The 16,761-nt window shown below is 47.5% G+C and carries 22 protein-coding genes and 1 other RNA gene; 22 read left to right on the top strand and 1 reads right to left on the bottom strand.

Going from position 1 to position 16,761, the window contains the following annotated elements; genetic code table 11:
- Positions 1–211 precede the first annotated feature (211 nt).
- Together murI and GPK90_RS14260 are read left to right on the top strand one after the other, a co-directional pair.
- Entirely contained in the window at positions 212–985 is a 774-nt protein-coding gene (gene murI / locus GPK90_RS14255) for a glutamate racemase (protein ID WP_215703291.1), read from the top strand.
- 144 nt (positions 986–1,129) lie between these two features.
- Positions 1,130–1,738 carry an NAD(P)H-dependent oxidoreductase gene (locus tag GPK90_RS14260; protein ID WP_215703292.1) on the top strand — a complete coding sequence of 203 codons (609 nt, stop codon included), beginning with the start codon at positions 1,130–1,132 and terminating at the stop codon, positions 1,736–1,738.
- Between the two features lie 873 nt (positions 1,739–2,611).
- On the opposite strand, the gene GPK90_RS14265 is transcribed toward GPK90_RS14260, so the two are convergent.
- Positions 2,612–2,953, bottom strand: coding sequence for a helix-turn-helix domain-containing protein (locus GPK90_RS14265; RefSeq protein ID WP_009297071.1), 342 nt, complete (start codon positions 2,951–2,953; stop codon positions 2,612–2,614).
- 192 nt (positions 2,954–3,145) lie between these two features.
- Here GPK90_RS14265 and GPK90_RS14270 point away from each other — a divergent pair, with 192 nt between their 5' ends.
- The 20 genes from GPK90_RS14270 to GPK90_RS14365 all read left to right on the top strand — a co-directional run bounded on the left by GPK90_RS14270 (position 3,146) and on the right by GPK90_RS14365 (position 16,650).
- The gene (locus tag GPK90_RS14270) at positions 3,146–3,376 is read left to right on the top strand and encodes a helix-turn-helix domain-containing protein (RefSeq protein WP_009297069.1); all 231 of its coding nucleotides are present in this window, start codon (positions 3,146–3,148) and stop codon (positions 3,374–3,376) included.
- Between the two features lie 3 nt (positions 3,377–3,379).
- An RNA gene (locus GPK90_RS14275) (hammerhead ribozyme type II) lies at positions 3,380–3,444 on the top strand.
- Between the two features lie 16 nt (positions 3,445–3,460).
- Positions 3,461–5,410, top strand: a complete 1,950-nt coding sequence (locus GPK90_RS14280) for a Mu transposase C-terminal domain-containing protein (RefSeq protein WP_009297067.1) — start codon at positions 3,461–3,463, stop codon at positions 5,408–5,410.
- A complete protein-coding gene (locus tag GPK90_RS14285) occupies positions 5,410–6,366 on the top strand; it encodes an AAA family ATPase (RefSeq protein WP_215703293.1) in 957 nt (318 codons plus the stop codon). Before GPK90_RS14280 ends, GPK90_RS14285 begins: the two co-directional genes overlap by 1 nt.
- 25 nt (positions 6,367–6,391) lie before the next feature.
- Positions 6,392–6,700: a hypothetical protein gene (locus GPK90_RS14290; protein WP_215703294.1), complete on the top strand. Its 309-nt coding sequence runs from the start codon at positions 6,392–6,394 to the stop codon at positions 6,698–6,700.
- A gap of 94 nt (positions 6,701–6,794) precedes the next feature.
- Positions 6,795–6,971 (top strand): DUF6906 family protein, encoded by a 177-nt coding sequence (locus GPK90_RS14295; RefSeq protein WP_009297061.1) that lies wholly within the window; start codon positions 6,795–6,797, stop codon positions 6,969–6,971.
- A 170-nt stretch (positions 6,972–7,141) separates the two neighbouring features.
- Complete coding sequence (locus tag GPK90_RS14300; protein ID WP_009297058.1) at positions 7,142–7,411, top strand: hypothetical protein; 270 nt, start codon at positions 7,142–7,144, stop codon at positions 7,409–7,411.
- A gap of 11 nt (positions 7,412–7,422) precedes the next feature.
- A complete protein-coding gene (locus GPK90_RS14305) occupies positions 7,423–7,803 on the top strand; it encodes an addiction module toxin RelE (protein WP_215703295.1) in 381 nt (126 codons plus the stop codon).
- Positions 7,804–7,902: 99 nt separating this feature from the next.
- Complete coding sequence (locus tag GPK90_RS14310; RefSeq protein ID WP_009297056.1) at positions 7,903–8,145, top strand: AbrB/MazE/SpoVT family DNA-binding domain-containing protein; 243 nt, start codon at positions 7,903–7,905, stop codon at positions 8,143–8,145.
- Entirely contained in the window at positions 8,145–8,789 is a 645-nt protein-coding gene (locus GPK90_RS14315; RefSeq protein WP_009297055.1) for a hypothetical protein, read from the top strand. Before GPK90_RS14310 ends, GPK90_RS14315 begins: the two co-directional genes overlap by 1 nt.
- A gap of 19 nt (positions 8,790–8,808) precedes the next feature.
- Positions 8,809–9,339, top strand: a complete 531-nt coding sequence (locus tag GPK90_RS14320; RefSeq protein ID WP_009297054.1) for a regulatory protein GemA — start codon at positions 8,809–8,811, stop codon at positions 9,337–9,339.
- The gene (locus GPK90_RS14325; RefSeq protein ID WP_009297053.1) at positions 9,299–9,625 is read left to right on the top strand and encodes a Mor transcription activator family protein; all 327 of its coding nucleotides are present in this window, start codon (positions 9,299–9,301) and stop codon (positions 9,623–9,625) included. The genes GPK90_RS14320 and GPK90_RS14325 overlap by 41 nt, the downstream gene beginning before the upstream one ends.
- Before the next feature lie 107 nt (positions 9,626–9,732).
- The gene (locus tag GPK90_RS14330; RefSeq protein WP_009297052.1) at positions 9,733–10,110 is read left to right on the top strand and encodes a hypothetical protein; all 378 of its coding nucleotides are present in this window, start codon (positions 9,733–9,735) and stop codon (positions 10,108–10,110) included.
- Positions 10,107–10,445 (top strand): hypothetical protein, encoded by a 339-nt coding sequence (locus tag GPK90_RS14335; protein WP_009297051.1) that lies wholly within the window; start codon positions 10,107–10,109, stop codon positions 10,443–10,445. The genes GPK90_RS14330 and GPK90_RS14335 overlap by 4 nt, the downstream gene beginning before the upstream one ends.
- A complete protein-coding gene (locus tag GPK90_RS14340; RefSeq protein WP_215703296.1) occupies positions 10,445–11,005 on the top strand; it encodes a phage protein Gp27 family protein in 561 nt (186 codons plus the stop codon). The genes GPK90_RS14335 and GPK90_RS14340 overlap by 1 nt, the downstream gene beginning before the upstream one ends.
- Positions 11,006–11,008: 3 nt before the next feature.
- Complete coding sequence (locus GPK90_RS14345) at positions 11,009–11,569, top strand: transcription termination/antitermination NusG family protein (RefSeq protein WP_215703297.1); 561 nt, start codon at positions 11,009–11,011, stop codon at positions 11,567–11,569.
- A gap of 278 nt (positions 11,570–11,847) precedes the next feature.
- On the top strand, positions 11,848–13,605 hold the full coding sequence (gene terL, locus GPK90_RS14350; RefSeq protein WP_009297048.1) for a phage terminase large subunit: 1,758 nt from the start codon (positions 11,848–11,850) through the stop codon (positions 13,603–13,605).
- A 15-nt stretch (positions 13,606–13,620) separates the two neighbouring features.
- Positions 13,621–15,015 (top strand): phage portal protein, encoded by a 1,395-nt coding sequence (locus tag GPK90_RS14355; RefSeq protein WP_009297047.1) that lies wholly within the window; start codon positions 13,621–13,623, stop codon positions 15,013–15,015.
- Positions 14,993–16,441, top strand: coding sequence for a minor capsid protein (locus GPK90_RS14360; protein ID WP_009297046.1), 1,449 nt, complete (start codon positions 14,993–14,995; stop codon positions 16,439–16,441). The genes GPK90_RS14355 and GPK90_RS14360 overlap by 23 nt, the downstream gene beginning before the upstream one ends.
- Entirely contained in the window at positions 16,441–16,650 is a 210-nt protein-coding gene (locus GPK90_RS14365) for a hypothetical protein (RefSeq protein ID WP_009297045.1), read from the top strand. The genes GPK90_RS14360 and GPK90_RS14365 overlap by 1 nt, the downstream gene beginning before the upstream one ends.
- The last annotated feature ends 111 nt before the right edge of the window (positions 16,651–16,761 follow it).

Consider the following 16,761-nt stretch of genomic DNA (forward strand, 5'->3'; position numbering starts at 1 on the left):
GATGGATGAAAGATGGAAAATCCAGCAACAGTGGAGAATGTTGAAAAAGCAGACTCCGCAGATATGAGGGAAGACCATGTTGATATTGCGCCAACAGAGCGGACTCCCTGAAAGAAGCGATGGGAGAATTGCGGCAGGAGATTCAGCGATACGGAAGCTCTGGCAGGCAGAGTGATATAGAAGAACAGAAAAACGGTGAGGTGACAGAAAAATGAGTACAGACAATCGCCCGATTGGCGTTTTGGATTCCGGACTTGGCGGGATCAGCGTGTTAAGAGAGCTGGTCAAACTGATGCCGGGAGAAGATTTTATTTATTATGGAGATTCGGCGAATGCCCCATACGGAACAAGAACGCCGGAGGAGGTCATCGACCTGACAAAAAAAGATGTGGAATTTCTGCTGGAGCGGGGCGCGAAAGCAATCGTCGTGGCCTGCAATACAGCGACAAGTGTGGCGATCAAAGAACTTCGAGCCGCATATGAGGAGATTCTCCCGGTGATCGGGATCGAACCGGCGTTAAAACCTGCGGTCAAGGCAAAGGAACACTCTAAAGTCGTCGTCATGGCAACCCCGATGACGCTGTCACAGACGAAATTTAATTCGATGATGCATATTTATGAGGACGATGCGAACATCATCAAGATGCCGTGTCCGGGACTTGTGGAATATATTGAAAGCGGCGTGCTCGATGGACCGGTTCTCGATGCTTATCTGGAAAAACAGTTTGCACCGTACGACAAAGCAGAGATCGATGCGGTCGTTCTCGGATGTACGCATTATCCGCTGATCCGTGAGGTGATCCAGAAACATCTGCCGGGAGTTTTCGTTTACGACGGCGGATTCGGGACCGCAAAGCAGACGAAAAGGCGTCTTGAGGAGCGCGGACTTCTCTCGGACCGGGAATCCGGCGGAAAAGTTGAGATCTTCAACAGCAGGAACACGGAGGAGATTCTGGAGCTGTCGAGACAGCTGCTGAATATGTGACAGCCAAAGGAAAATCTGTGATAAAGACGGTCTGAAATGTGTGCAGAAACAGTGAAATTGCTTTTGGCTTCATGATAAGCGTAAAAGCTGGATCAATATAGCAGAATCAGGTGCATGGGTAAAACATAAACAGGGAGATCAGCAATGAAAAAGTTATTATTCATCGATGCCTGCGTCAACCGCGGCATCTCAAGGACGGAACAGCTCGCACAGGCGTTATTAAAGGAAATGAATCAGAACGGGGAGTATGAGATCGAGACTTTAAATCTTGAGGATGAAGATCTGAAACTCTTCACGGGTAAGGAGAGCGCACTCCGGGAATCGCTTACAAGAGCAGGAAATTTTGAGGGACCACTTTTCACTTACGCGAAGCAGTTCGCGGCTGCGGACCGGATCGTTGTTGCAGCTCCGTACTGGGATTTCTCATTCCCGGCACGGATGAAATGTTATCTGGAGCAGATCTGCGTGACAGGTCTGACGTTTACATTCTCCTCCAAGGGCATTCCGGGCGGTCTGTGCCATGCAGACAGTCTCCACTATGTGACGACCAGCGGCGGATCCATCGGGGAGCTGAACCTCGGATATGAGTATCTGGAGAAGCTCTGCAAGGTCTATTACGGGATCCATGAGACCGTATGCTATACCGCTGAGGGACTCGACATCGAAGGGAACTCGGTGGAGGAGATCATGAAAGAGGCGGAAGAAAAGGCAGTTCAGAAGTACAGGGAGTTTACAAGCAGGAGCAAACTGTGACGAATCATATTCAGGAAAACGAAAAGCAGAAAGTCAGGAAATTTACGCTTGATGGCAAGCTGTGACTGAGAGAATATGAGTCTGGCATGTGTGGAGTCCCTGAAAAAGAACGATCGGTCTGTACGGGGCAGGATCGCGGACTGGATGTGCATGCGTGTAAACTAAATAAACGGATCATGATACAGGACAGTGCGTCGACAGAAATGTGGAGCACTGTCCTGTTTTGTCTGACAGGAAATTCCGATGAAACTTCCTGATAAATAAGAAGGTACGATGTGTCAATGATGCGTACTTGTGCGAAGGTGCGGATTGCTGCAGACAACTTAGCGTTAAGACTGAATGTGACGAATGTAAGTTATCGAATAACCTGCAATAATGGGAACCAACGAACCCTTATAAACCCTTAAAGTCCCTTACACGGTGAGAAATCCCGTGAATAGGGGCTTTTTTAGGCTTATAGATCCTTTTTACCCCTTAAAATTTTAATGGGAACCAGAATTCACATTGAAAAACGAAAAATCATAGAAATGCCTGAAAATGGAGGGAAAAAAGCTCAATAAAAAGCGGGGGTTTAAAGCCTTTTAAAATTTTTAAAATTAAAATGCGGAAACGGGAGAAAGTATTGATAATTCAAGGGTTTTCGGCATTTGAAAGGTTTTAAAAGACCGTTTAAAACAATAAAATTTAAAAGCAATTATAAAAGTGAAAAATGAGAACTTAATGGGAACCAGTTAATGGGAACCAAAAAAGAGCCGGTCAGTTAATTGACGCGGCCCTTTTTTTATTGCTGGTAGGCAGTCCAGCAAGGTGGTAAATGCACTAAGAATATATCATAATATGAAAAAATGGTCAATGATACTCAAATGAAGACTATCAATCCTCGGACAAAGATTTCAGATAAAATTCAGCAGCTTTTCCCAGAACAATATTTTTTTCCACTTCAGAAAGTGAAGAAAAGTATTTCAGGAGTTGCTGAGTAGATGTGTCATTAAGTTCAAGATCTGCCTGATTGCATTCATCTTTCCCGGTAAGCAAAAAGTCAGATGTGATCCCAAAGTATGCTGCGATAGTAGGAATCAGCGATGCTGGCGGATCAGTTTTTCTATTTTTCCAACCGCTGACGGTTTGCTTCGGAATGCCCGTTGCTTCGCAAAAATCTTTCTGGGAAACCTTTTTCTCATCTAATAATTTAAAAAAGCGCTCATTTATAGTCATAGCCCCTCCAATAATCCTCATATGAATATATAAAATCCTCAATTTTAATTGACAAATCCTCAAATGAGGATTATTATAATAATGTATCAATCATACAAGACCGATTATAGCACAGAATCCGATAACGGAATAGGTTATTTTGTATCGCTGATACAGAATTTTATAACGGAATACGTTAGGAGGGCAGGCAGAATGAAGAACAGAAAAGTGCGAAATTTCGCTGAGTTTGCCTTATGGACAAAAACCAGGATGCTGGAAAGAGGCATCAGCCAGAGAGAACTGGCCGCAGGAATGGGAACACACCAGGCCAGGATCAGCGAGGCTATCACAGGGAAGCCATCAGGAAAGAAGTTTATCATTCCGCTGATCCAGGAACTGGGCGGAAACATGGATGATTTTAAAGACTTTTTAAACACCGTTTAAAAGAGTCGAAACCGGCAGAGGCCGGTCATGCAGGGATAGCCTCCTGCATCTGATGAGGACAGGCTGAAAAGGTGGTGGAAATGTATGGCGCAGATGCTGACAGCGAAACAGGTTGCAGAGGTAAAAGGCTGTAGTCCACGTTATATTAAGAAAATTATACAAGATGGGAAATTAAAGGCGGTAGAGACTGTTAATAGCAAAAACCGGAAAACTTACCTGGTACCGCTGGATGCGTTGGATGAGGAACTGCAGCACAAGTATTATCAACTGATTGCAGAAAACCCTCCGGAAGAGGTAGAACGGCCAGAGCCGGAAGTAGAGAAAGTTGCGATTGATGAGTTTACCGAGGATGAACGAAAGGAAATTGATTTCTGGATCGACCTCACCAAGCGCTGGCAGTCATATAGAAAGATGCCAGGAGTTACTTCCCTGGCTGAAGTAGATAAAAAGTTCGTAACGCTCTGCAGCCTGGAATATCCAGAGCGGAGCATATCAGTAGATACGCTTTACAGAAAATGGAATGCCGTGAAGGCTGATGATATGAAGGCGCTGGTTGATAAGCGGAACAAATGGAAGAAAGGGACAAGCTCCATAGATGAAACGATATGGCAGGCTTTCCTGTATTACTATCTGGACGAAGCCCAGCATCCGGTAACCAAGTGCCTGGAGTACACAAAGATGTGGGCGCAGGAAAAGCGTCCGGATCTGTATACGCAGATCCCGGCCTATCCTTCTTTTTACCGGAGACTGAAAAGTGTTCCGGAGGGAGTAAAGGTTCTGGGCCGTGAAGGTCACAAGGCATTCAATGACCGCTGCGCTCCATACATCAAACGTATTTATGATGAGATGCAGAGCAATGAGTGGTGGATCGCTGATAACCATACCTTCGATGTAATGGTGAGGGATAAGTCAGGCAAGCTGCACAGGCCATATCTGACAGCCTTCCTGGATGCAAGAAGCGGAATCTTTACAGGGTACTACATTACATATAACCCAGGTTCAGAGGCAACGCTGATCGCGCTCCGGAAGGGAATCCTGGAATATGGCATCCCGGATAATATCTACGTGGATAACGGTCGAGAGTTCCTGACCTTCGATATTGGCGGCCTTGGCCACCGGAAGAAGAAGCCAAAGAATGGCGAGGAAACCTTTGAACCGCCGGGCGTATTCAAACGCCTGGGAATCAATATGACAAATGCTATCGTCCGAAATGCGAAGGCGAAGATCATTGAGCGCCGGTTCAATGATGTGAAGAACGGCCTTTCCAGACTGTTCAATACTTACACGGGCGGCAGCGTGGTGGAAAAGCCAGAGCGTTTGAAATATGTCCTGAAGAAAGATGCCATTTACACAGACGATGAGTTCCAGGAGTATGTGGATGCAATTCTGAAGTATTACTTCAACATGATGGAATACGATGGCCCGGTGGCAGAAGACAAAGGAAAGCTCAAAATGGATGTGTTTAATGAGCATCTGATTAAGCGCCGGGTGGCAGCCGCAGAAGAATTGAACCTGATGCTCATGAGAAGCAGCCGTCCACAGGCCGTGGGCCGCCGGGGAGTGCATCTGGATATCAATGGAGGCCGCCTGGAATATTGGAACGATGAACTGTTGATGAGACATTTCGGTGAGAAGGTATACTTCCGGTACAATCCGAATGACCTGAAGGAAGTCCGGATCTACAACCTGGAAGACAAATATCTGATGACGGTTCCGGTAGATAATACGGCGGTTCTTACATATGGCGCAACCAAGGATGATGTGAAGGCCGGAATGGCAGTGACCAGGAAGCTGGAGAAGATCGCGAATGAATATAAAAAGAACGTGGTCATCGCAGAAGCCGACCGGGTTACCGCGCTGGATCTGGTACTTCGCCAGGCACAACGCAACAAAGAAAGCTACACAGGCAAAGCAGACCCGAAGGTACTGGAGGTTCAGCGGGCAGATGAAACACCGGTATATCAGAAAGTGGTCGGCGGAGTCGATCTTGACACAATGATTGAAAATGCAGCCAAAAGGCAGGGAGGTAAATGATGGGAAAACAGTATAATACAGAACTTCAGACGAAAGTTGAAACGTACATGAAGGAAACGGGAATCAGCCAGGCAAAGCTGGCCCCGATGATGAACCTGAGCGGAGCAGTATTAAGCCAGTACCGCCGCAGCGTTTATGACAAGGGTGATGTAGGTGATGTAGAGCGTAAGATCCGTGAGTTCTTCCAGATCAAGGAGGAGCAGGCTGAAAACGCCAAGAAGACCGAGTCTTTCAATGCGGTACGGGGATATGTGGCAACCTCTATTTCAGAGAGCATTTACAAGATGATCCGTTACTGCCAGCTTGAAAAGGGGATCGTAGTTATTGACGGAGATGCCGGAATCGGGAAGACCAAAGCGGCTACCAAGTTCCTGCGGGACAATCCGGCAACGGCGATCTATATCAGCACCACACCGAGTACCAGCTCTGTAAGAAGCCTTTTAAGGATGATTGCAAGGGCGTTGAAGATTTCGGAAAACCAGAGAACAGAAGACCTTTCCATTTCAATCCGTGAACGGCTGAGAAGTTCTGATAATGTCCTGATTATTGATGAAGCCCAGAACCTGAAGTTCATGGCCCTGGAAGAAATCAGAGGCTGGGTGGATGAAGACCCGATCACCGGGAAGCCTGGCATCGGAATCGCACTGATCGGAAACGATGAGGTCTACAACAAGATGCTTGGAAGACAGGAAGCGATCTTCTCACAGCAGTTTAACCGGACGAAGCTCCACGGGCGGTACCGGGCTACGAATGTAACCAAAGAAGATGTTGAGAAGTTATTCCCTTCCCTGGTGGAGAAAGGAATGACACCGGAGCTGACATACCTCTACAATGTCGGCCACAGCAAGTGGGGAGTGCGCGGCATGGTAAACGTATTCACAGCAGCCGCCAATAACCAGGATGTTTCCCTGGAAGGTCTGCAGAAGGTAACAGGCCCGCTGGGAATCTATTTATAAAATCAATCAAACGGAGGTAAATGCAATGAAGTACATGACAGGAAAAGCAAAAATGATGGTGACAGGGATCGCGCTTGGAACGGTGGCCGCCGGGGGAATGGCGGCGCTGATCGTAGCGGGCAAGGTCGGAGTGGCCGGAAGCCTGGTTGTGGTATTCCTGATGGCTCTGGCGGGAGTTAGCGGCTGGATGATCGGCATTCAGATGCGGGTGAAGATCGAACATGACCGGGCATGGATGAAAGGATATCGTGATGGAAGGGAGAGTTCACTCCCGCCGATCACTGTAACCACCGAGCGTATGCTCATCCGGTACAGGGAAAATCCGGGGCTGTAAAGCCCCACCTTAATGCAGCCATCCGGAAGGATGCCGGTCACAAGCCCGGATAAAGGCAGAGTGAGGTAAAACTGAATAAGGAGGTAAGTGCAGCGTGAAGAACGGAAAGAAGCCGACACTGGCCCAAAAGAAGTTCCTGCAGGGAAAAGGGCTGGTACCGGAGAACTGGCTGATCGTGAAGGATACGCCGGTGGAGCTGGTGGTAGTCAGCCGGGCCGCGCTCCTTAAAAGAACAGGGAAGACAAGAACTTTCAGGAAGGAGCGACTATGAAAGCCATGGAGAAAAAGCCACTCCAATGCCGGAAGAACTGGAAAGAGAGTGGAACGAAGTGCGAGTTTGCTTCCGGTTGCTTCAGTGCAGGAGAGCCAGAATTGTGACGAAACGGATGCTGGACGGTTCTGTGAAGCGATATACCGAGGTCAGAAAGGCGGGTGGATGAGATGGTACAAAGAGAAGAAATGTACTTTGAACCGCGCTGCGTAGGTTCTGACCTGCGTATTCGTTGGTATGGTGAACAGTATTCAGCGCCGGAGCTGGAACGCCATTATGAGGAGACGGTTTACATCCGGGACAGCGGAAAAGAGCTGATGGTTTACAGCATGGAGGCAGACTGCTGGGATGAGAAGGCGAAGATAAAGGCAACATTTTCCCTGATCTGCCGGATTCAAAAGCACAGCACCGGATTCCGGTACGGTAGAAAAATCCAGTAGGAGGAGAGAAGATGCCAGCCAAGTCAAAACGCCTGACCAATAAAGAGAAAGCACTCAAATCGAAAGTCAAAAAGGAACTTCAGGAACAAGGGCTCCTGCCGTCAGACAAACCGAGATTGAACCGGAGAAAGTTTGCTAAGGAAGCAGCCGAACAATTTGATAAAGAAATCAATCTCATGAATCCGATGGATGTGTTTTGGTTTCATAATGCCCTCACATTAGTTACAGCCGGAACTGATGTGCTTCCAATCACTTCAGAACAGGTGGGAGTCTTTAAGCTTATGAAAATAACTGCGGAGATAAAAAAGCTTCATGAAGAAACCAAGAAGTCTGGGAAGGAAGTAACTGTCCGGGATGTGTGCAAAATATCGGATTCTATTATGAAGCTATAAACGCAAGATATTCCAGGGGCGCTTGCCCCTCTTAATGCAGCCGCCGGTAAGGCGATGGTCGCAAGCCCATGAAATGCAGAGCGGGAGAGGAGGTCTATCATGACTGTAAGCAAGAGAGTAGCCAAGAGTGGCGCGGTTACACTTCCACGTCAGCTCCGTCAGGAGACTGGCATTCTTCCGGGTGTTCCGGTAGATATCGAAGCAGATGAGGACGGGGTACATATCCGTAAGCATGTTCCTACCTGTCACTTCTGCGGAACGGTGGACGATGTTAAAACGGTCTGCGGCATTGAGATCTGCCGCGGATGTGCAGAAAAGATCATGGAGGAGTTTAAAGGATAATGGATGCGGCGGAAGTAAAAAAGAAGGTTGACCGTCTGGCAGAGTTAGACCGCCAGATGGTTGCCGTTAAAGGTGAAATGGAAACAATCAAAGCCTGGTTCGAGAAGCAGGCCACGGATGATCTCCGGGATACGAAGAGCAAAACCGTAGAATATTGGGGAAGCGAAAATTCCAAAGTGGTGGTCGGAAACAGCGAGACCGTGAAACCAATCTCCATGACAATGGTAAAGAAGCTCCTGGGGGATGTCTTCAAGGACTTTGTAAAAGAAGATGTTTCTTATAGTATGTCAGCCCCGGCAAAGCGGCTTTTTTCCATGATGTATATGGGAAATTTCACCGAGGGAAGCCTGGACGCTACGATCAGCGCCATCACAAAGGATGAGAAGATCCAGAGAACACTGAAGAAGAAATTGAAAGGCAAATATGAAAAGGACACAGAAACCCTGATGAAACTGGTGGGCCTTTCAGAACAGGAAGCCAGTGACTGGGCTTACCTGGCATCCGAAGTGATCAACTGGGAATGGATGCTGCAGATATTAAAAGCGGCAGAGTGGGGAGGCACACCGCAGGAAGCGGTGGAAGTGATCCGGGCAGCCATATTCGTGGATGAAGGAATCAAGGTAACTGTAGAGGCGGAAAAATAGCAGGAAGGAGCAACGGTAAATGCGAAAGATAGAATCATTCCAGATGAAGAAAATCTATGCTATAGGTCATGCTTTGGGAATAACCGGAAATGGAAGCGAAGATGAGCTTCATATACTGGTGTCGGGCGTTACAGGTAAGGATTCCATAAAGGAACTTTCCTACCAGGAGGCCATGGCGGTGATTAAAAGGCTGGAGGATCTGCAGGGCGGTACCGCTGCTCCGAAACCATCCAGCAGAAAGCCGAAGGAACATTCACAGAGACCAGGAGGCGTGACCAGCGGCCAGCAGAAGAAAATCTGGGCTTTGATGTACGAACTGAAGAAACGCGATAAGAGTCCGAATGAGGTTCCACTGGGAGACAGACTGTGCGCGGTCATTAAGAAAGAATTGCATGTAGACGCTATTGCGAAGAATCCCTTTGCATGGCTCACCTTCAGCCAGGGAAATACCCTGATTGAAGTTTTAAAAGGGTATTTAAAAAGCCTGGAACGGAAGGAGGAGGCCAGCGATGGGATTGTTAGACCATGTGAAGATAGAAAACCTGGATGAAGATCAGAGAAAGATGGTAGAACTGGTGGGCCTGGACGGGTTTAAAAGTCTTGTCCGGGCTTTTGGCGGCACTACAATCTATATTCCGAAGGCAGAGAGCCTGGAACGGGCGGCACGGGATCAGAAGATCCGGGAAGAATTTGACGGAGGAAATTATAGAGAGCTTGCCGCGAAATATGGACTTACCGAGCGCTGGGTGAGATTTATCCTGTTCGGAAAACTGGATAATCTGGATGATGACATGGAGGGTCAGATGAGCATCTATGATTATCCGGAAGCATTTTAAAAAGTGAAGTAAATTAGTGAAGTGCTTCAAAAGACAGTTCACGGGCCTAAGAGGTACACTTGTGTCAGAAACATGAGTGTATCTTTTTTTATTGGAGGAATTACTGGATGGATGAAGGATGGATCATAACAACCGCCATTACGTTGGGTATTGGCGTAATCTCGTATTTTTTAAAAAGAACCATGAACCAGTTGGACTGCACAGTCCAGCAGCTTCAAAAAATAGAACGGGATTCTGTAACAAAAGCAGATCTGAAGGAAACCACAGACGAATTAAAAAAAGACATCAATAAGATCCGTGAGGATTATACACCCAAGGAGACTCACAGTAAGGATTTTGATGGGTGCCAGAAGGAGATTAAGGAGATCCGGCAGAATTACCTGACAAAGGATGATTTCATTCGTGAGATCAATAAGGTGGATCGGAAAGTGGAACAGATGTTAAATATGATGATCGAAATGACAAGAAATGGAGGTTCACAATGAACAGAGAACAGGAAAAGAGAAGACTCCGGGCAGGAGCTTTTATGGTGAATAACGGCAGGGTACTCATGACAATCAACCTGCTCCGGGAAAAGTACAATGCTTTAAGAAGTGTTGAAAAAGGTTTAAAAGCGGAGGGGATTGAGCGTCAGGAGTTCATCGACTCCGTGAATTTTCTCCATGAGGAGGGATATATCTATCTGCGTGATATGGAAAGCAGGGAACCGGCTAATCTGGCCGATGTGGAATATCAGACGCTGGAAGCAAAAGTAACCGGCAAGGGCATCCGGCTCCTTGGCGGCGGCATCACGGATGAAATGGTTGATCTGGACGGCTGATGGAACAGGAGCGTAGAAGACGCAGCACAGGAAAGGTGGACAGACTGCCGCCGGAGCTTAAAGACACCGTGGAGCAGATGCTCCTTACTGGCTGCACTTACAAAGAGATCGTGGCTTTCCTGAAGGCGAATGGTGAGGAGATGAGCCAGATGGCTATCTGTACCTACGCAAGGAAGTATCTGGCCACGGTAGAGATGATTAACGTGGCACAGAGCAATTTCTCCATGCTGATGGATGAAATGAACCGTTATCCGGATCTGGATACTTCGGAAGCCCTGATCCGGCTGGCAAGTCACCACGTTTTAAATGCCCTGACCAATGTAGATGAGGAACAGATGAAAGAAGTTCCTATCGAGAAGCTCATTAAGGAAACCAACGGTTTGATCCGCGCTGCTGCATATAAGAAGCGGATCGAAGTACAGAACAAAGAAAACTATGAGGCGGGACTGGAAGCTGTTCAGAGCATGGTATTTGAGACCATGGCAAAGGATAATCCGGAACTGTACCGTCAGGTCAGCACTTACCTCAATAAGAAAAAAAGCGAAGGAATGGAGGGATAGGCTGTGTGGTATGTGATTCAGGTTAAAACTGGAGAAGAAAGCGGAATTGCAAGGAGGCTGAAAAACCAGGCAATCCGAGCCGAGGTTCCCATTGAGAACCGTCCCATCCGGTCTGGTGGGGCATGGACAAAAAAGGAATATATTCTGTTCCCAGGATATGTGTTCCTGGACATGGATTTCACGGTCAGAAACTATTACCGGGTAAAAGAGGTTCCGGGAGTGATCCGGTTCCTGGGGGACAGTAAGGCACCATCGACACTGTCCTATCTGGAAGCTGAATGGATCAGAATTCTTTCCGGCAATGGAGAGCCGCTGGAACCGACTCTGGTAAGGGAAGACGGAAGCGGTGGTATCACTGTCATCAGTGGAGTTTTAAAACAGTTAGAAAACAGAGTTTTAAAGTGGGATAAAAGAAGCCGGAAGGCAACTTTTGAAATTACGATCTGCGGCGAAGCCAGACAGGTGCAGCTTGGGATCAAAGTGGAAGGTGGCGGAGAACTGCAGGAAGCTGGAAGCGATGCTTCACAGGATGCGGCACAGCCATTATTACAAGACGCGACTTAAAACATGACCGGTTGATTCGTCCCGGCTGTGTTCGGGACGCAGGCATAAAGAAAAGGAACTGAGCAGAAAAGGACGCTGGTCGGGTGGCGAAGCCCGGCCTTTTGGCTTCCTCTGTCCGGTTCCTTTTCTCTTTGCCTGTTATTCCCCTTTTAAAAGCGTTAGGAAGCCGTTTAAAACCGTTTAAAGGTCTGTGGTCGGGGAAATTACCACATAAAGGCAAAATGAGCCGTATGGGGCGAATTTGAACAGGGAAAGATGCGGGACGGAGGTGAAAGGTCATGCGGAGAGGAAAAGACGCAAGTCTGAAGGCGCTGATCAGCGCGATGGCGGAAGCGGAAAGCAAAAGTTACTACGAAGAACAGGAGAATGCTTTAAATGATCTTTCTGGTCTTTTAAAAACATTTTTAAACAGGGATGATTCACCAGAGCGTGTCCGGATCAGGAAAGATTATGAAGCGGGCGCAGCTCTGACTGGAAAAGGCGGAATCCGGCAGCGCCTTGGTGCTGTTGATATGGAATTCTTCGGAAGGGCCTACTTTCCGCATTATTTTTCCAGACCGTCTCCGGAATTTCACCGGGAACTGGATGCCATCTGGCAGGATGGAGTCTTAAAGGGGCTTACACCAAGCACATCGGGGCTGGTCAAGCAGATCAGCCGGATGAATGGCTGCAAGCGTGTAGTGGCAGCTCCTCGTGGACATGCCAAGTCTACCAGCCTGACGTTTAAAGGAACGATCCACGCCGTTGTATATGGGTATAAGCATTATCCGATCATTATCTCAGATAGTTCGGATCAGGCGGAGGGCTTCCTGGATAACATCCGTGTGGAGTTTGAAGAAAACGAAGCGATCCGGGAAGATTTTGGAGATCTGACCGGAAAAGTCTGGAGGAGCAATGTTCTGGTGACCAGCACCAATATCAAGGTGGAGGCGATTGGCTCCGGCAAGAAGATCCGAGGCAGGAAGCACCGGAACTGGAGACCGGATCTGCTGATCCTGGATGATATTGAGAATGATGAAAATGTCCGGACACCGGAGCAAAGAGCAAAGTTGGATAGCTGGTTTAAAAAAGCGGTTTCTAAGGCCGGTGATGATTATACAGATATTGTCTACATCGGAACCCTGCTCCATTATGACAGCTTATTAGCAAATACTCTTAAAAACCCTGGATACAAGGCGATTAAGTACCGGGCAGTTATATCATTTTCGCCGGAGGCAGACCTATGGCAGGAGTGGGAAAATATCTTCACTGACCTGTCTGATGAAGACCATGAGGAAAATGCGCGAAAGTTCTTTGAGGCACACCGGGAAAAGATGCTGGCCGGGACAGAAGTTCTCTGGGAGGAAAAGCTTTCTTACTATGACCTGATGGTCATGAAGGTGACAGAGGGTGAGGCCTCCTTTAACTCTGAGGAACAGAATGAACCGATCAACCCGGAAGACTGTGTTTTCAACGAGGAATGGTTCGACTACTACAACGAAGCAGAAATGGACTTCAAGGACAAGGATTTTCAGTTCTTTGGCTTTGTCGATCCTTCCCTTGGAAAAACCAAGAAAAGCGACTTTTCTGCGATCATCACACTGGCGAAAAGCAAGGTTACTGGTTACATGTATGTACTGGATGCGGATATTGAACGGAGGCACCCGGATCGTATCATCACGGATATCCTGGAGAAAGAACGCTGGCTGAAGCGCGATTTTGGACGGGGCTATAAAAAGTTCGGTGCCGAGACTGTACAGTTCCAGTGGTTTTTAAAAGAGGAACTGGCCAAGGCATCCGCCAGGGCCGGTCTGTATCTCCCGATTGAGGAAGTACCGCAGACCAGCGATAAGACCATGAGAATTCAGACCATGCAGCCAGATGTAAAGAACCACTATATCAAATTCAACAAAAAGCATAAACGGCTCCTGGAACAGATGTTCCACTTTCCGATGGGCGCTCACGATGATGGCCCGGATGCCCTGGAAGGCTGCCGGACAATCGCCAAGAAAAGCAAGCGGTTCCGGATCATGGACAGGAGAGCGGCTGGATTGTAAAGGAGGCGGTATATTATGCCGGTTATTTATATGGACAGGGCTTCTGCAGAAAGCCTGACAGAAAAAGATATTCGGGAGATCATAGATGAAAACCTGATGGATCTGAAATATGGGATGTTGACTGATTACTACGTGGGGCAGCACCGAATTCTTTCAGAGACCAAGAAAGACAGTACAGCACCGAACAACCGTCTGGTTAATAACATGGCGAAGTACATCACGGATACGGCAACCAGTTATTTTGTTGGGCAGCCGGTTGTCTATAACTCCCAGGATGATGCTTATCTGCAGACGGTGCAGGATATTTTTGATTATAACGATGAGCAGGATCATAACATGGAGCTGGCTAAACAGTGCAGCATCTGTGGGAGCTGCTTTGAAATGCTATATCTTGATGAGGACGCGCAGATCCGTTTTGCAAAGGTGGCACCGTCTGATCTGATTATGATTTATGAGAGTGACAGCGGCCATGCCCAGCCTATGGCGGCGATCAGGAGCGTCCGGTCTGTCGATAAAGATAAGAATGTGATCTTGAAGGTGGAGTTCTGGAATGCGTACCAGGTTCTCCGGTTCCGGTCATTCAATAACGGGTACTTGAACCTGGAGGCGATTGAAGATCATTACTGGCAGGATGTCCCCTTTGTGGAGTACATCAATAATGAGGAGCGCCGGGGAGATTTTGAGGGCGTTATCACGGAGATTGATGCCTACAATAAGGCCCAGAGCAATACGGCGAATTACTTCCAGTACAACGATGATGCTATTTTAAAGATCCTGAAGCTGGGAGATGTGAGCAGTGATGATGTTCGGGACATGAAGGAAAAGGGTGCGATCATTCTGGATGATGGAGGAGATGTCCAGTGGCTGCTGAAGCAGGTGGATGATACCGCAATGGAGAATTTTAAGAACCGGCTGCGGGAGGATATCCATACCATGTCCCATGTTCCACATTTGTGTGATGAGTCGTTTGGCGGGAACCTTTCTGGAGTAGCAATCGCTTATAAGCTCTGGGGCTTGGAACAGTTATGTGCCATGAAAGAGCGGAAGTTCAAAAAGGGGCTGCAGCGCCGGATCGAGCTGATTACCAATATCCTGAATATTAAGGGTGGCCATTATGATTATAAGGACATCACTCCGAAATTCCGCAGGAACAAACCGGAAAACAATCTGGAACTGACACAGATCGCAACGCAGCTCTCCGGACTGCTTTCCACGGAGTCAAGGCTGCAGATGCTGCCATGGGTGGAAAACGTCCATGATGAGATGGAAAAGCTGGAGGAAGAAAAAACCAAGGATGTTGACGAATTCGGCACCTATGAGAATTTTGCCAAAGCATTTGAGAGCCAGCAGAACGGCATGACTGCCGGAAAGGCTGCGGAGGGCGTAGATGAGTCAGAAAGAACGGAATGAATGGATTGAACGGGCCAAGGAAAGGGTTCTGAGAAATGCCAAGGAAACCGACACCTATGCCAGGGATATCATGGACCTTTATGATGAGACGGCCAACCAACTGGAAAATGAGATCAATGCCATGTTCCAGAAGTATGCCCAGGATAACAAACTGGATAACGCGGAAGCGGAAAAGCTCCTGTCCGGCGAGGAATACAGCCGCTGGAGAAAGAGCATGGATAAGTATGTGGCTGAGGCCCAGACGGATTCCAGGACGCTGCTGGAGTTAAATACGCTGTCTGCCAAGTCCAGGATCAGCAGAAAAGAGCAGCTTCTTTCGCAGATTTATCTGCAGATGATAAACCTGGCCGGGGATACAGAAACAAAGCTGACAGATCTTCTTGGCGATATGTTTAAAACCAATTATTACCGTAGCTGCTATGATATTCAGAGCATCATGGGAGTAGGCTTTACGGTGGCGAAGGTTGATGAGAAGATGCTGAAGCGTATTCTGGAGTTTCCGTGGTCAGGCAAAAATTATTCCCAGGCGCTGTGGGAGGATACGGATAAGCTGGCGGCTCTTGCCAGAAGGGAACTGACCATGGGCTTCATGTCCGGGGCCAGCGTCCAGAAAATGGCAAAATCCATAGATGATGTGATGCACCGGGGGCGTAAAAATGCGGAGCGCCTGGTGAGAACAGAAAGCAGTTACTTTTCTAATCAAGGCCAGATACAGTCCTATCAGGAGCTTGGAATTGAGGAATACATTTTCTTGGGAGGTGGCTGTGAGATATGCCAGGCTTTAAATGGTCAGGCATTTAAGTTATCTGAGGCCGAGGCGGGAGTCAATCTGCCACCGATTCACCCGAACTGTAAATGTACTACCAGAGCAAAGCCACGGATTGATATGTTTGCACTGAAGGACGGCGCTAACCAATTGAAAGACAATCCAAAGTTTGAAGAATGGAAAAAACGCTATGTAAAAGAAAAGGCAAAAGAGCCTGCGGAACCGTTGACAGACGCGGAGCAACATGCTATGAATAGTTACATAAGCAGTTCTTCTTACGTTTGGAATGACAAGCTCCGCAGGGGAGAAAAACTGACGAAGCAGGAAGAACAGTACATAAAGGCAATGGATTCCGCACTTCAGAAGATGCCGAAGTATGAGGGAACGGTAAAACGGTCGCTTTCAGATTTCGGAATTCTGGATGTGGATGAGTTTGTTGAATCTTATGTTCCGGGAGAACTGAAGATCTTTAATGAGTATTTATCATCTTCAACCGAGGTATATGATGATAGTTTCCAAATACAGTATGTAATTCAGTCAAAGAATGGTCGAGATATACGAAAGTACAATTCGACAGAGAAGGAAATTCTTTTTGAGCGTGGCTCATCATTTATTGTTACCAGAGTTGATGGACATACAATCTACATGGAGGAGTTGTAATGGAAAAGAAACCATATTCTGATAGACGGTGGTGGGAAGCACCAAAGGCATTTGACAGCGCCTGTAACTCATGCACCAGATATCATGGCTATGCAAAATGTGATACATATCCGGATGGGATACCGGGAGCGGTTATAAGGCAATCGGCTCTGGGAACAAACAACTACAAAGAGGATTTTTGCAGAGATATGCAGAAAAAGAAAGCATGATGGGCACCCGAAGGGGTGCCTATTAAATTACAAAAAATTACATTTAAATGGAGCTTAAACACCTTTTAACCAGCGTTAGAGGGTGTTTTTGTTATACAAAAATTCAAGGAG

The sequence above is a fragment of the Clostridium sp. MCC344 genome, assembly GCF_018785365.1.
Classification (GTDB): domain Bacteria; phylum Bacillota; class Clostridia; order Lachnospirales; family Lachnospiraceae; genus Pilosibacter.